General features: G+C 70.0%; 14 protein-coding genes. 10 read left to right on the top strand and 4 right to left on the bottom strand.

Annotation, left to right across the window (positions count from 1 at the left end; all coding sequences use genetic code 11):
- Positions 1-51: 51 nt before the first annotated feature.
- A complete protein-coding gene (locus JD292_RS07265) occupies positions 52-1,134 on the top strand; it encodes an alpha/beta hydrolase (protein ID WP_369411184.1) in 1,083 nt (360 codons plus the stop codon).
- 11 nt (positions 1,135-1,145) lie between these two features.
- Here JD292_RS07265 and JD292_RS07260 read toward each other — a convergent pair whose 3' ends face one another.
- Positions 1,146-1,775 (bottom strand): GNAT family N-acetyltransferase, encoded by a 630-nt coding sequence (locus JD292_RS07260; RefSeq protein WP_200132083.1) that lies wholly within the window; start codon positions 1,773-1,775, stop codon positions 1,146-1,148.
- A gap of 150 nt (positions 1,776-1,925) precedes the next feature.
- Complete coding sequence (locus JD292_RS07255) at positions 1,926-2,795, bottom strand: DUF1684 domain-containing protein (protein ID WP_200132082.1); 870 nt, start codon at positions 2,793-2,795, stop codon at positions 1,926-1,928.
- Between the two features lie 149 nt (positions 2,796-2,944).
- On the opposite strand from JD292_RS07255, the gene JD292_RS07250 reads away from it, so the two are divergent.
- From JD292_RS07250 to JD292_RS07235, 4 genes are all read left to right on the top strand, one after another.
- Positions 2,945-3,529: an ArsR/SmtB family transcription factor gene (locus JD292_RS07250; protein ID WP_200132081.1), complete on the top strand. Its 585-nt coding sequence runs from the start codon at positions 2,945-2,947 to the stop codon at positions 3,527-3,529.
- On the top strand, positions 3,526-4,737 hold the full coding sequence (locus JD292_RS07245; protein WP_200132080.1) for an MFS transporter: 1,212 nt from the start codon (positions 3,526-3,528) through the stop codon (positions 4,735-4,737). Before JD292_RS07250 ends, JD292_RS07245 begins: the two co-directional genes overlap by 4 nt.
- A 123-nt stretch (positions 4,738-4,860) precedes the next feature.
- Positions 4,861-5,241: a YciI family protein gene (locus JD292_RS07240; protein WP_200132079.1), complete on the top strand. Its 381-nt coding sequence runs from the start codon at positions 4,861-4,863 to the stop codon at positions 5,239-5,241.
- 9 nt (positions 5,242-5,250) lie between these two features.
- Entirely contained in the window at positions 5,251-5,874 is a 624-nt protein-coding gene (locus tag JD292_RS07235; protein ID WP_200132078.1) for a GNAT family N-acetyltransferase, read from the top strand.
- Between the two features lie 159 nt (positions 5,875-6,033).
- Here JD292_RS07235 and JD292_RS07230 read toward each other — a convergent pair whose 3' ends face one another.
- Together JD292_RS07230 and JD292_RS07225 are read right to left on the bottom strand one after the other, a co-directional pair.
- Positions 6,034-6,885, bottom strand: a complete 852-nt coding sequence (locus JD292_RS07230) for a response regulator (protein ID WP_200132077.1) — start codon at positions 6,883-6,885, stop codon at positions 6,034-6,036.
- Positions 6,882-8,195, bottom strand: coding sequence for a sensor histidine kinase (locus JD292_RS07225; RefSeq protein ID WP_200132076.1), 1,314 nt, complete (start codon positions 8,193-8,195; stop codon positions 6,882-6,884). The genes JD292_RS07230 and JD292_RS07225 overlap by 4 nt, the downstream gene beginning before the upstream one ends.
- Before the next feature lie 200 nt (positions 8,196-8,395).
- Between JD292_RS07225 and JD292_RS07220 the strand changes: the two genes are divergently transcribed.
- The 5 genes from JD292_RS07220 (at position 8,396) to JD292_RS07200 (ending at position 12,857) form a co-directional block, all read left to right on the top strand.
- Positions 8,396-9,298: an ABC transporter ATP-binding protein gene (locus tag JD292_RS07220; RefSeq protein WP_200132075.1), complete on the top strand. Its 903-nt coding sequence runs from the start codon at positions 8,396-8,398 to the stop codon at positions 9,296-9,298.
- Positions 9,295-10,452 carry an ABC transporter permease gene (locus JD292_RS07215; RefSeq protein WP_200132074.1) on the top strand — a complete coding sequence of 386 codons (1,158 nt, stop codon included), beginning with the start codon at positions 9,295-9,297 and terminating at the stop codon, positions 10,450-10,452. Before JD292_RS07220 ends, JD292_RS07215 begins: the two co-directional genes overlap by 4 nt.
- A 175-nt stretch (positions 10,453-10,627) precedes the next feature.
- A complete protein-coding gene (locus JD292_RS07210) occupies positions 10,628-11,047 on the top strand; it encodes a cytidine deaminase (RefSeq protein ID WP_200132073.1) in 420 nt (139 codons plus the stop codon).
- 56 nt (positions 11,048-11,103) lie between these two features.
- Complete coding sequence (locus JD292_RS07205) at positions 11,104-11,430, top strand: thiamine-binding protein (protein ID WP_200132072.1); 327 nt, start codon at positions 11,104-11,106, stop codon at positions 11,428-11,430.
- Between the two features lie 137 nt (positions 11,431-11,567).
- The gene (locus JD292_RS07200) at positions 11,568-12,857 is read left to right on the top strand and encodes an alpha/beta hydrolase (RefSeq protein ID WP_200132071.1); all 1,290 of its coding nucleotides are present in this window, start codon (positions 11,568-11,570) and stop codon (positions 12,855-12,857) included.
- The last annotated feature ends 151 nt before the right edge of the window (positions 12,858-13,008 follow it).

Below are 13,008 nucleotides of genomic sequence, written 5' to 3'. Positions count from 1 at the left end.
TCGCGGTGAAAATCGGGGAGGCTCTGAGGTGCGGCTGTCTACACTGACCGCGTGACTCCCCGCTCGCTGCCCTCCCGCTCCGCTCCGCGTCGCTTTCGCGCCCGCGCGATCACCGCGTCCGTCGCAATCCTCGTCTGCGGGATCGCCGCGGTCGGCTGCTCCGCCTCGCCGCCGCAGCACAGTGAGGCGGTCAGCCCGGATACCGCGGACACCGCGGCGAACCCTGAGAGCGTGCGGGTGACGAACCTCACCGTTCCCGGGTGGGCGAGCGCCGATGAGGTTTCCGGCGCGACGGAGGACGAGCCGAATCGCACGGGGTCCGAGAAGATCCCGGTCCGCCAGTACGAGCCGAGCGGGAAACCGTGGGCGGTGCTCGTGTGGGCGCACGGCGGATCGTTCCTCGCCGGTGATCTCGATGGCCCTGAGCCCGACTGGGTGGCCCGCCAGTTCGCGGCGCTCGGGATCCGCGTGTACACGGTCGACTACGTGCTCGCGTCGGACACCGTGAAGGCCCCAGCCCCGGCGAACGATGTCGCCGCGGTCCTCGGCTGGGCGGGGGAGCAGAGCGAGCTCCCGCTCGCGGTCGGCGGGGCGAGCGCCGGTGGCCAGCTCGCGGGGTATGCGGCCCTCGAGCGGAACCTTGCGGCCCGCGGGCAGCACTCGGCAGCGAGCGGCCATCCCGGCCGGGGTGTGGCGCGGGCGCTGCTCCTCGAGTATCCGACGCTGCACCGGGTGCAGCGGGAGGATCCGGAGGTTGCCGCACTGGTCAAGGACCTGCCCGATGCGAAGCGCGAGGACGCCGATCTCGTGGCCCAGATGTATGACTACTATCTCGGTCCGGTCAGCGACGCGGACGTGGCATCGAAACACCTGGTCATGGGGGAGTTGCCCGCCGGGACGCTGCGGGCGCTTCCGCCGACCGTGATCGTCAACGCCGAGGCCGACGACCTGCGCCCCTCGGGCGAGGAGTTCGCCGATCAGCTGACGAGCGCTGGGGTGCGCGTGGCCACCTCGCTCCAAGCGGACACGACGCACGGCTATCTGAGCTTCCCGGAAGACTCTCCGGAGGCCGTCACCGCGTCGACGGAGACGATGAACACGCTCGCTGCGGGGCTGCGGGCGATCGTCGAGTGAGGGGCGGCTGGCTACTCGCCCTTCGCGCTCCTCCTGGCCCGCCACTCGTCGGCCAGCATCGCGTACAAGACCCCGTCGATCCAGCCGAGATCGCGGTGCAGGGACTCGCGCACCGCGTAGTACTCGCGCCGCATCCCCACGCGATCCATGAGGCGCCACGATGGCTCGTTGTCCGCGAAGGCGCCGGCCTGGACGCGGCGGAGCCCGAGGTCCTGGAAGCAGAGCCCCAGCAGGTCCTCAACTGCCTCGGTGGCGAGGCCGCGTCCGCCGGAGTCGGGGTGGAAGACCCAGCCGATCTCCGCCTGCACCTGTGTGGCCCGCTCGGCCACCTCGCGCTGTGCCCAGGCGTCCTCGATGTGCAGCATGAGGTTCCCGATCACGCGACCCTCGTGCTCGACGATCAGGAAGTCCGCGAGCTTTGCGGGGAGCGTGGCGTCCCAGTCCTCCCGGTCGACGGGCGCCCAGCCGAGCCACTTGCCCACCTCGGGGAGCCGCCAGAACTCCCACAGCGCCGAGGAGTCCGCGGGAGTCGCGAGCCGGATCGTGAGGCGTTCTGTCGAGCGCGGCCACGCCTGGGAGAGGAGCCTCGGCGCGGGGCTGCCGAGCGCACTCGATTCCGTGGTCGATTCCGTGGAAGACATGTGAACAGGGTAATCGGCGGCGCAGGCCGGCGCGGGATCCGGCCCGCGCAGAAGCTCCGCCTTGCCCGGGGCCTCTGCCGCAGACGAGTGCCGGGTGTTCTCGGCGCTCCCGCCGCTCCCGGCGCTCCGTTCGCCGCTCGATCCGGCTGCTCAGGCGCGTCCGGTGCCCGGCGCGGGCCGGAGCTCGCCGGCATCGATGCGCACGGGCAGCCGGTTCTCGGCGGGAGGGAACGGGCAGGTTGCCGCGGCGGAGTAGGCGGCGGGCGGGTTGACGGCCCGGTTGAAGTCGATGACGAGCGTTCCGTCCGGGCCGGGTTTCACGTCGACGAAGCGCGCGGCGGGGAAGGTCGCGTCTGCTCCGCTCGCGTCGGCGAAGATCGCGCGCAGATCGTCTCCCTCGAACGACCCGAACAGGGTCAGCTCGACGGTCGCGTCGCCCACGCTGAAGCGGGCGATCCCCGGCGAGGAGTAGTGCTGTTGCCGATCGGGCCCCGCTGCGGAGGAAACGCTCACATCCGCGCGCGGACGGGCCTTGAACTCGGCGCTGATCAGCCATTTCTCACTCGGAGCGAAGGTGGAGGTTCCCGCGTAGTCGGCGCGCGCCTGCGAGGCAGGGTCGCGCGGCCGGACCGCGATCTGGCCGCTCCGCGCGGCGACCTCGACCCGGATCGATCCCCAGCCGAGCAGCTCCGACTCGGTCCCGGTGAGCGGACCGAGTTCGACCCGGCCCTCGACCGGATCTCCTGAGCCGAGCGTCACCCCGTCGGCGGCGCTGAGCTCGACGATCACGAGCCCGTCGGCGTCGGCGCGCCACACCCCCGGCAGCCCGGGAAGGGTGCGAGGTTCGCGGGAGAGCCAGAAGATTGCGGTCGGGGAGAGCGGCCCGTAGGGGTGCCGGCGTGACTCCTCGACGCCGGCGTGCCAGCGCGCATGCGCCTCGGCGAACGCGGGATCGCTGGCGCCCGTGGCGCCTTCCGCAGAGCCCGCCGGGCGTTCGAATTCGGTGCTGCCCTCGCTCATGATTCCTCCTCGGCGTTTCGACCATCACAGCACAGACGCCGAGCGTGCGCACGAGGATGACTCGATGTTGCGGGCGGGGCCTTCGGGGTCTCCTTCAACGTTCACAAGATACGTTGCGCAAGATTTCTTGTGGAATTAGGATCTGGTGCATGAGGCACCGTCACGCTCACGTCAACATCACGGATCCGTCGGCACTTCGCGCGCTCGCGCACCCGCTCCGCCTCCGGATCCTGGGCTCGCTGCGCGCCGACGGACCTCAGACCGTCGGGAAGCTGAGCGGCAGGCTGGACGCAGCGCCTGGCTCGATCAGCTACCACCTCGGCACGCTCGAGAAGCACGGGCTGATCGAGCTGGCGCCCGAGCTCGCGCGGGACCGGCGCGAGCGGTGGTGGCGGGCAACCGCGGAATCGACACGCTTCGATCCCGCCGCGGCGCATGAGAATCCGGAGCAACAAGCGGCGGGTCGCGCCATGCGTACGACCATCGTGCACGGGTACGCCGCAGCCTTGCTCGCCTATCTCGAGTCTGAGGAGACCCTCGACCGCGCCTGGGTCGCGGCGGGCACGATCGGTGACTCGCTCGCGTGGCTGACCGTCGAAGAACTCGCCGAAATGAGCCGTGAACTCGAAGAACTCTCGACCCGCTGGGCGGGGCGCTCTGCGCGCGATACGGGGGGAGCCCGCACGGGTGCGCATCCAGTCACCATCCAATACGCGGCGTACCGACGACCATGAGCCTCCCGCCGTCCCGCCGAAGAGCCCCGCTCGTCGCGTTGCTCGCGGGGGACGGCTGCTCCCGAGCCGGGAACGCGGTCACGGTGGTCGCCATACCGTTGCTCGCTCTGCAACTCGATCCGTCACCGTGGTCGGTCACCATCGCGGGCGTCGCCGCAACGGCCCCGATCGTGATCGGAGGCACCATGGGCGGAGTCCTCGTCGATCGTTTCGGGTTCCGCTCTGCGAGTATCGTCGCGGATGCCGCAAGTGGGATCACCGTCCTCGCGATCCCGGTGCTCGCCGCAGCCGGCCTGTTGCCGATCTGGGTGCTCCTGCTCCTGGTGTTCGCATCGAACCTCCTGGATGCGCCGGGGAACGCCGCCAGGTTGAGTCAGCTCCCCGAACTTGCCGCGCTCGCCGGCGTCCCGCTCGAGAAGGCCGCCGCCGCCCAGGCGACGGTGTCACGAACCGCGGCCATGCTCGGAGTCTCCGCGGCCGGCGTGGTCGTTGCCTTCGCGAGCGCAGCTGGAGCGTTGCTCCTCACCGCTGGGGCCTTTTGCTGCGCGATTCTCCTGACGGTGCGATGCATCCCGCGGTCCGATGCGCCCGCAAGCACCGGGCCGCGTTCGAGCAACAGGGAGGGAATGCTGGCGGGATTCGCGTTCATCTGGCGGACGCCGCTCTTCCGCGCGGTGGTGATGATGGTGGTCCTCACGAACGCGATCGACATCGCCGGCGCCACGGTCCTCAGGCCTCTCTACGCGGATCGGACGGGCGACCCGAGCGTGCTGGGGCTGATGGCGGCGTGTATTGCCGGGGGCGGACTCGTCGGGGCGGCTGCCTCTGGGCTTCTCGGCGACCGGGTTCCCCGGCGGCCGCTGTTCCTCGTCCTCTTCGTCCTTGCCGGGGCGCCTCCGTATGTGATTCTCGCGTGTGAACCCCCGCTTCCGGTGGCGCTTGGCGCGCTCGCGATCGCAGGGCTGGCCGGTGGGCCCCTCAACCCGCTCATCGATTCGGCGATCTTGCATCTTGTCCCGCCCGGGATCCGCGCGCGGGTGCTGGCGGCGATCTCAGCCTGTGTGACGAGCGCGATGCCGCTGGGGAGCTTCTTCGCGGGTGCGGCGGTCGGGGGCTTCGGTCTGGACGGGGCGATGCTGGCGGCAGCCGCGCTCTACATTGCAGTGCTCGCCGCGACGGGATTCGGGGCACGATGGCGGGAGTTCTGAGATGACCGCCTCGGACGGCCACCGCGGGCCTCGACCCCGGCGCTTCCGCGTGCCACGATGGGAGCACCGGCGGCTCCGCGCGCAGCTCGCGGGCGGGTGAGCCGCCAGGATCCGGAGGCTGTCATGCGATTTCTGCTGCTGCATCACGAGACCGAGGAGGACCTCGCGGCGCGTCCCGCCGAGGAGGTCGAGTCCGCTGTCGCGTTCGCGGCCCGCTTCGAGGACGAACTGGCGGCGCGATCGGAGCTGGAGTGGGGCGAGGTGCTCGGTGCGGACGAGGCGGCGATCGTGGTGTCGCCTGGCGGTTCGGTTGAACCGGCGAGTGCCGGACCGGGGGCCGTGCGAACCGGGTCGGGCGCGGGATCAGCGCCGCTGTTGCGGCGCGTGTGGGCCGTCCGTGTCGCCGATGAGGCGCGTGCGCGTGAGCTCGCCGCCGACCTCGCCGACGGGATCGCGGCTCGGATCGAGCTGCGCGAGTGTCTGCCGGCGTCGCAGCGTCCGTAGTATCGAGATATGGCTCTTGAGCATCCCGGGACGCTGCGCGGCCGCATCGTCACCCTGGAACCCTTGTCGCTGGACCATCTGCGCGGGCTCCAGGAGGCGGCGCGCGACGGCGAGCTGTGGAAGCTCTGGTACACGTCGGTGCCGGAACCGGCGGGGATGGCGGCCGAGATTCGGCGTCGGCTCGAGCTGCAGGAGCGGGGCTCGATGATCCCGTTCGCTGCGAGGCGAAACGACACCGGGGCGATCATCGGGATGACGACGTTCATGAACATCGATGCCGCGACGCCCCGGGTCGAGATTGGTTCCACGTGGAACGGGGCGAGCGCGCACGGTTCCGGCACGAATCCGGAGTCGAAGCTCCTGCTTCTGGACCACGCATTTACCGTGTGGGGGTGCCCGGCCGTGGAGTTCCGCACGGATTTCCACAATCATCAATCGCGCGCGGCGATCGCCAGGTTGGGGGCGAAGCAGGACGGGATTCTGCGTTCGCACCTGCGGCGGCCCGCCGGGTATGTGCGCGACACGGTGGTGTTCTCGATCATCGCGAGCGAGTGGCCGGGTGTGCGGATCGGCCTGGAGCGGCGGGTGGCGGCGCATCTTCCTGACGGCGAGGATCCTGGCCGGCTCGGCTGAGCAACTTGTCGCTTCCCGTGACGGTACGGCTCCCCAGCGATCGAGGGCCCGTACCCCCCGGTGGGACCCCCGATCAGGAACTCAGTCTGCCAGAGCCGGGGTCGCTGTGCCACGGGAAGTGTGAAGCGCCCGGATCGACGTCTGGCGTTCTTCTCGCATTCACCCGGAACTGGAGGGCGCCTCGGTGCGGGTGTGGGCCCAGACGACGGCCTGGATCCGATCACGAACCCCGAGTTTCTGCAGCACATTGGAGACGTGGGTTTTGACGGTTGCCTCGCCGAGGAACAGCTGCTTCGCGATCTCGCCGTTCGAGCGGCCGAGTGCGAGAAGCTCGAGAACCTCGCGCTCTCGCTCCGTGAGCCCCGCCGCGGCAATCGCCTCGGCGAGCGGGTCGGTTTTGCCCCCGCTCGGCTCCGGCTCAGGCTCAACTTCCCCCTCCGGGCCCGCCGCCGCCGCTGGCTCGCCCGCGCCGCTCCCGGTGAGCGAAGCGGGGGTGTGTGTAACGGCGGGCGCGAGTGCCCCACCGGCGGGCGCGAGCGCCTCGCCGGGGGCCGCCGATGGCGCGTCGATTTCACCGGAGCCGCCCTCGGCCGACAGCCGCGCGAGGACCGCACGCGTGACATCCGGCCCGAGGAGGGCGCGGCCGGCCGCGAGCTCCCGCACCGCCTCGATGAGCTGTTCGGCCCTGGAGGTTTTCAGCAGGAACCCGCTCACGCCGGCCGCGATCGCCTCGAAGAGGTAGCGGTCATGACCGAACGTCGTGAGGATGAGGATGGCAGGCCCACCCGCAGAGACGTCGCCCAGAATCTCTCTCGCAGCCTCGATTCCATTCATGATCGGCATCTCAACATCCATGCAGATCACGTCGGGGGAGAGTTCCGCGGCGAGTTCGACGGCGCGCTGCCCGTTCTCGGCCTCGCCCACGATTTCGAAGTCCGGCTCCGACTCGAGGATGATGCGGAAGCCGGAGCGCACGAGGCCCTGGTCGTCGACGAGCATGATCCGGATCATGCGGCTGCTCCGCTCAGGATCTGGGCCGCGGGGGCCTCCGGCCGTTCGCTGAGGGGGACGCGGGCGCGCACCATGAATCCGCCGCGCTCGCGCCGTTCCGTGTGGACCGAACCCCCGACGGCGCCGATCCGCTCACGCATTCCACGAAGCCCGAGCCCCGATCCACCGCTGCTCCCTGGCGTCTTCGGAAGTTCACGGCGAACGCCGTCGTCGCCGATCTCCACCTCGACGGCGTCCCGCTCGAAGCGCAATCGCACCTCAGCGGAGGCGCCGCGTCCGGCGTGCTTCCTGACGTTCGTGAGCGCCTCCTGCACCACGCGATAGAGCGCAATATCGACGAGCATCGGAACCGGCCGCGGCTCGCCGGCGATGATGAGCGTTGCTGGCACCTCCGCCTGCTGCGATTCTGCGACGAGATCAGCGAGATTCGCGAGCCCGACCGTGGTGGCGCCGTCGCCGTGATCCGGTGATCTGAGGGTGCGCACGAGCCCTCGAAGCTCCTCGATCGCGGTCTGTGCGCTGTCCTCGACGACGCCGAGCGCCGACACCGTGGCGTCCGGGTTCCGGTCCAGGGTGCGTCGGGCTGCTCCGGCCTGGATGCCCATGACCGAGACATGGTGCGCCACGACATCGTGGAGTTCACGGGCGATCGCGATCCGGTCGAGGGCGACGGCCTGCGCCGCGCTCGTCTCGCGCTCGCGCTCGAGCTCCCGGCCCTGCGCCTCGAGCCGGGCCTGCAGGCGGGCCGTGCGCCAGGCGCGCTCACCGAAGATATACGCGCCGCCGAAGTAGAGCAGGTTCGTGATGATCTGCAGGACGGCAAACGTGGCGTAGGCGGAGAAAAGCCCCGATCGAGAGAAATTCGGCAGGGTCTCGGTCGAGGACGAGGACACGATGAGTGAGACGACGAGCCAGATCATGAGCGCGGTGGCGAGGCCGAGCTGCGTCCAGAGCGCGACGGAGCGGCGAGGCTCCCACGCGCCCACGGTGTAGAGCGCGAGGAACAGGCAGATGTTGACGATGAGCACCTCGGGCACCGCGAACTGCCCAACGACGAAGAAGCCGATCGCGACCACGACCGCGACGGGCGCTGGGGCGACGCGTCGGAGCGCAAGCGGCAGGGTGCAGAGCGCGAGACCCAGGATCCACACCCAGAGCTCGGCGGGCTTCTCGTAGTACCCCATGCGGTGGTAGAGCAGCGAGGTGGTCGTGGCCGCGAGGGCGAGCGCGCCGGCGAGTGCGGCATCGCCGCGCAGCCCGGCGGTCGTGGGGCGGGGGCGCGACCAGTTGTATCCGTCTGCTCGAGTCATGTCCTCCAGCGTATGGCGGTGCGCGGAGCGCGGATATCCCCCGCGCGGGGGAGTGCTGAGGCGTTTGCCCAAATTCGATCCGAAAAGTTACGAAAAAGATTCCGTCGCCCGGCGGAGGTGCCAGTTTCAGCGCTCGAATACCGTGGAAGCAACGGGCCGGGATCCGAACCCCCGGCGCAGTACAGGAGGGAGTCGACGCGATGATTGACGTGCAGAACATCTCGCGAAGCTTCGGTGATCGCCGCGTCCTCGATGGCGTGAGCTTCGAGGTGGCAAGCGGCCGGATGACGGGTTTCGTCGGCGGCAACGGCGCGGGCAAGACGACGACGATGCGGATCATCCTCGGCGTGCTCGCGAAGGACGCCGGTGAGGTGCGCTTCGAAGGCGAGCCGATCACGGCCGAGCAGCGGTCCCGAATCGGTTACATGCCGGAGGAGCGGGGCCTCTACCCCAAGATGAAGGTGCTCGAGCAGCTGATCTACCTGGGTCGACTGCACGGAATGAGCTCGCATGACGCGAAGCGCTCGGCGCAGGGTCTGCTCGCCCGCCTCGGACTCGAGGAGCGCGAGAACGAGACGCTCGAGAGCCTCTCGCTCGGCAACCAGCAGCGCGCACAGATCGCGGCGGCCCTCGTGCACGAGCCGATCGCACTGGTCCTCGACGAGCCGTTCTCGGGCCTCGACCCGATGGCGGTAGAGGTCGTCGTCGGAGTGCTGCGGGACTACGCGGCGCAGGGCGCGCCCGTCCTCTTCTCCTCGCACCAGCTCGACATCGTCGAGCGACTGTGCGACGACCTCGTCGTGATCGGCGGGGGCAAGATCCTCGCCTCCGGCTCGCGCGAGGCGCTGCGCGCCGAGCACGCCGGGCGCGAATTCGAACTCGAACTCGCCGGCCCCGCAGCGGACGCCGGCTGGCTGCGCGAGCAGCCCGGCATCACCGTCACCCACCTCGACGGCGGCCGCGCCCGCTTCGAGGCCGCAGCGGACTCCGACGCGCAGGCGGTCCTCGCCCGCGCCGTCGCCGCAGGGCCCGACGCCCAGATCCGCAGCTTCGCCCCCGTCGTCCCCACCCTCGCGCAGATCTTCAAGGAGGTCGTCCGATGAGCACCACCGAGACCCGCCGTCGCACCGCAGGCACCGATGCCCTCGCGGGCGCCAACGGCATGAGCGGCCCGAAGGGCGCCTGGATCGTCGCCGAACGGGAAATCACCACCCGGCTCCGCAGCAAGGCGTTCCTCATTTCGACCGGAGTCCTCCTCCTCCTCGTGCTCGTGAGCGTCGTCGGGAGCGGTCTCCTCGCGAAGGCCGGTCCGATCGGCGGGCCCGCGAAGGTCGCCGTGACCGAGGAGGTCGCCTCCGATCCCGCCACGGCCGCGCTGCAGACGGACGCTTTCGCCACCACGACGGTCGCGGACCGCGCCGCGGCGGAGGAACTCGTGCGCAGCGGGAAGGTCGAGGCCGCGGTCGTCGCGGGCGGCGACACCCCTGTTCACCTGACGGTGCTCGCGAAGGACAGCGCCCCGTCCGACCTGATGATGTCGCTCTCGGCGCAGCCCGCGGTTACCCTGCTCGAGCCGACCGGCACCAATCCGATGGTCGGCTACTTCATCGCGATCGGCTTCGGCCTCGTGTTCATGATGAGCGCGATGACGTTCGGAACCACGATCGCGCAGAGCGTTGTCGAGGAGAAGCAGACCCGCATCGTGGAGATCCTGCTCGCCACCGTCAGCGCGCCGACGCTGCTCGCGGGCAAGATCCTCGGCAACTCGATCCTCGCCTTCGCGCAAGTGGCCCTGATCGCGACCCTGGCCTCGGTCGGCATGCTCGCGACCGGGCAGGATCTCCTGATGGGAGAGCTCGGCGGCGCGCTGATCTGGTTCGCGATCCTGTTCGCCTTCGGCTTCGTGCTGCTCGCCGCGCTCTACGCGGCGCTCGCCTCACTGGTCTCGCGACAGGAGGACATCGGATCGGTGACGAGCCCCGTCCTGATGCTCGTCATGTTCCCCTACATCGGCGTCATCCTGTTCAACGACAACCCGCAGATGCTCGCCATCATGAGCTACATCCCCTTCTCCGCCCCCGTCGGAATGCCGATGCGCCTCTACCTCGGCACCGCAGAGTGGTGGGAGCCGATCCTCTCGCTCGGGATCCTCGCCGTGTCCATCGCGGTCGTGCTGTGGATCGGATCCCGCATCTACAGCAACTCGATCCTCCGCACCGGGGCCCGCGTCAAGCTGGCCGACGCCATCAAGGGCTGAGGCCCGGCCACGGGGCTCCCGAACGGATCGGCCGCGGAACCGCACGGGTTTCCGCGGCCGATCCGCGTTTCCGCCCCGTGCTGCCCCGCGCGTGTGCGTCCGGTGCGCACCCGCGGCCGCTGCACGTTTTTGCCCAGTTCAACCCAGCGGCTGCGAGTGCGGGTAGCCTGAGCACGTGAGTACCGAACACGCGTCAGCGGCCGTCCCGCCGGTCGACTGGGCTGCGCTGCGCGATGCCGCGCTCGTCGCGACTGCGGGATCCTACGCCCCGTATTCGGGACTTCGCGTCGGCTGCGCCGCGCTCGTCGACGACGGCCGGATCGTGTCCGGCTGCAACGTCGAGAACGCGAGCTACGGCCTCACGCTGTGCGCGGAGTGCGTGCTCGTCGGGTCGCTTCACCTCGGGGGCGGCGGGCGTCTCACCGCGTTCGTCTGCGTCGACGGCGAGGGAAACACGCTGATGCCGTGCGGCCGGTGCCGCCAGCTCCTCCTCGAGGCCGCGGCGCCCGATTTCCGGATCGAGACCCCGCGCGGCGTCCGCACGATGCCCGACATCCTCCCCGACGCCTTCGGCCCAGAAGACCTCCCGGCGTAACCGCGCGCCGGGCCGATCACACCCGATCACACCCGATTACTCAAGGAGCGACCAGCATGATCCTCGCCTTCTCCGTTGCCCCGAGCGGCCCCGCCCGCAACGGCGCCGAAAGTCCGGACGGCTCCGTCTCGGCGGCCGTCGCCGAGGCGATCAAGGTCGTCCGCGCCTCGGGCCTGCCGCACCGCACCTCGAGCATGTTCACCGAGATCGAGGGTGATTGGGACGAGGTATTCGACGTCGTCAAGCGCGCAACCGAGGCGGTCGCCCCGTTCGGATCGCGCGTCTCGCTCGTCATGAAGGCCGACATCCGCCCCGGGTACGAGGGCGAGCTCGACGGGAAGCTCGAGCGCCTCGAGCGCGCGATCGAGCACGGGGCCGAGTAGCCGGCCTCCGCGCAGGCCCGGGGACCGGCACCGGCCGCACGCCTCCCAGGAAACTCATGGAGTGCCGAAAGAGGCTAGTCGGTGCTGACGCCGCACCCCCGCGGCGAACCGTTCCGACCGCGTGAGGGAGTGCGCCCATGCTCGAGGCCTCGATCACTGAACCGTGGCTGCTCCTCGGGGCCACCGCCCTCTGCGCGGCGCTCTCGATCTACCTCCTGATCAGGAAAACATGGAGGCGAGTCCTCGCCTCTGCTGTGGGTCTCATCGTGGGCGGCGCGATCGGCCTCGGCGTGTTCTGGTGGCTCGTCGACCTGAACGACGTGTTCGGCGTGACCCTCTCCGATTACACGCGCCTGTGGGTCGCGCTCGGGTTCGCGGGCCTGGCGCTCGCGCTCGTCAACCTGTTCCGCTCCCGCTGGTGGCGGAAGGTGATCGCGATCGTCTCGATCCCGATCTTCCTCGCCACCGCTGCCCTCCAGATCAATGCCGATTTCGGGGCCTACCAAACGCTCAATCAGGTGTTCGGCGGCGCGACCTACGGCAAGCTCTCCCTGGTGAAGGGCGAGCGCGGCGAGGTGGTGAAGGGCATGGCCGACTACTCTCGCTGGCGCCCGCCGAAGGACATGCCCCAGCACGGCAGAATGGGCGAGGTCACGATTCCCGGCACGAAGTCCGGTTTCCCCGCCCGCTCCGCGATCGTGTGGCTTCCGCCGGCCGCGCTCGTCGACCACCCGCCGGTGCTCCCCGTGCTGATCGCGATGTCGGGTCAGCCGGGGGCGCCCGACACGAACTTCACCTCTGGACATCTCGACAGGGCGCTCGACCGGTATCAGGCGTCGCACCACGGCATCGCGCCGATCCTGATCGCCGCCGATCAGCTCTCCGCGCCGGGTGTGAACCCGATGTGCGTCGACTCCCAGAAGTTCGGGAACTCCGCCACCTACATCACGCAGGACGTCCCCGACTGGGTGCGCGCGAACTATCGGGTGAGCAGCGATCCGAGGATGTGGGGGCTGACGGGCTTCTCGCAGGGCGGCACGTGCGTGACCCAGTTCGTGACCGGGTATCCGGAGCTGTTCGGGTCGGGCATCGCGACCCTCAGCCAGATCGGGCCGCGCCTGAGCTGGATTCCCGACTCGATCGCGGGTGGCTTCAACGGCTCGACCGCGGCGTTCGAGGCGGCCCAGCCGATCGCCATCATGCGGAAGCACGGCACCTACGCGGACACCATGCTGTACTTCGGCAGCGGGGCGGAGGACCAGCGGTACACCGGGTTCGCCCGCGAACTCCACCGTGAGGCGCTCGCGGCCGGCATCACCTCCGAGCTCATCCTCGAGCAGGGCGGGCACGACTGGCCCACGGTGCAGGCGGTGTTCGACCGAGCCTTCCCCGCGATGGCGAAGCGGATGGGGATCGACCGGACGTGATCATCTCGCCCGTTCGCCGTTCACCGCTCCGCCCTCCCGCTTCCCGTTCGCTGGGAGCATGCTGGACGCGGCGGCGGAGGTCGCGGCGGAGCTGAACGCGTCCGTCGCGGAGGAACCCCAGTTCACTGGGGCGGTGGCCGCGGGTGCGGAA

This window comes from Leucobacter edaphi (genome assembly GCF_016522535.1).
GTDB lineage: Bacteria > Actinomycetota > Actinomycetes > Actinomycetales > Microbacteriaceae > Leucobacter > Leucobacter edaphi.
The sequence above is the reverse complement of the archived record's forward strand: the minus strand, read 5'-3'. Positions and strand labels throughout refer to the sequence as shown.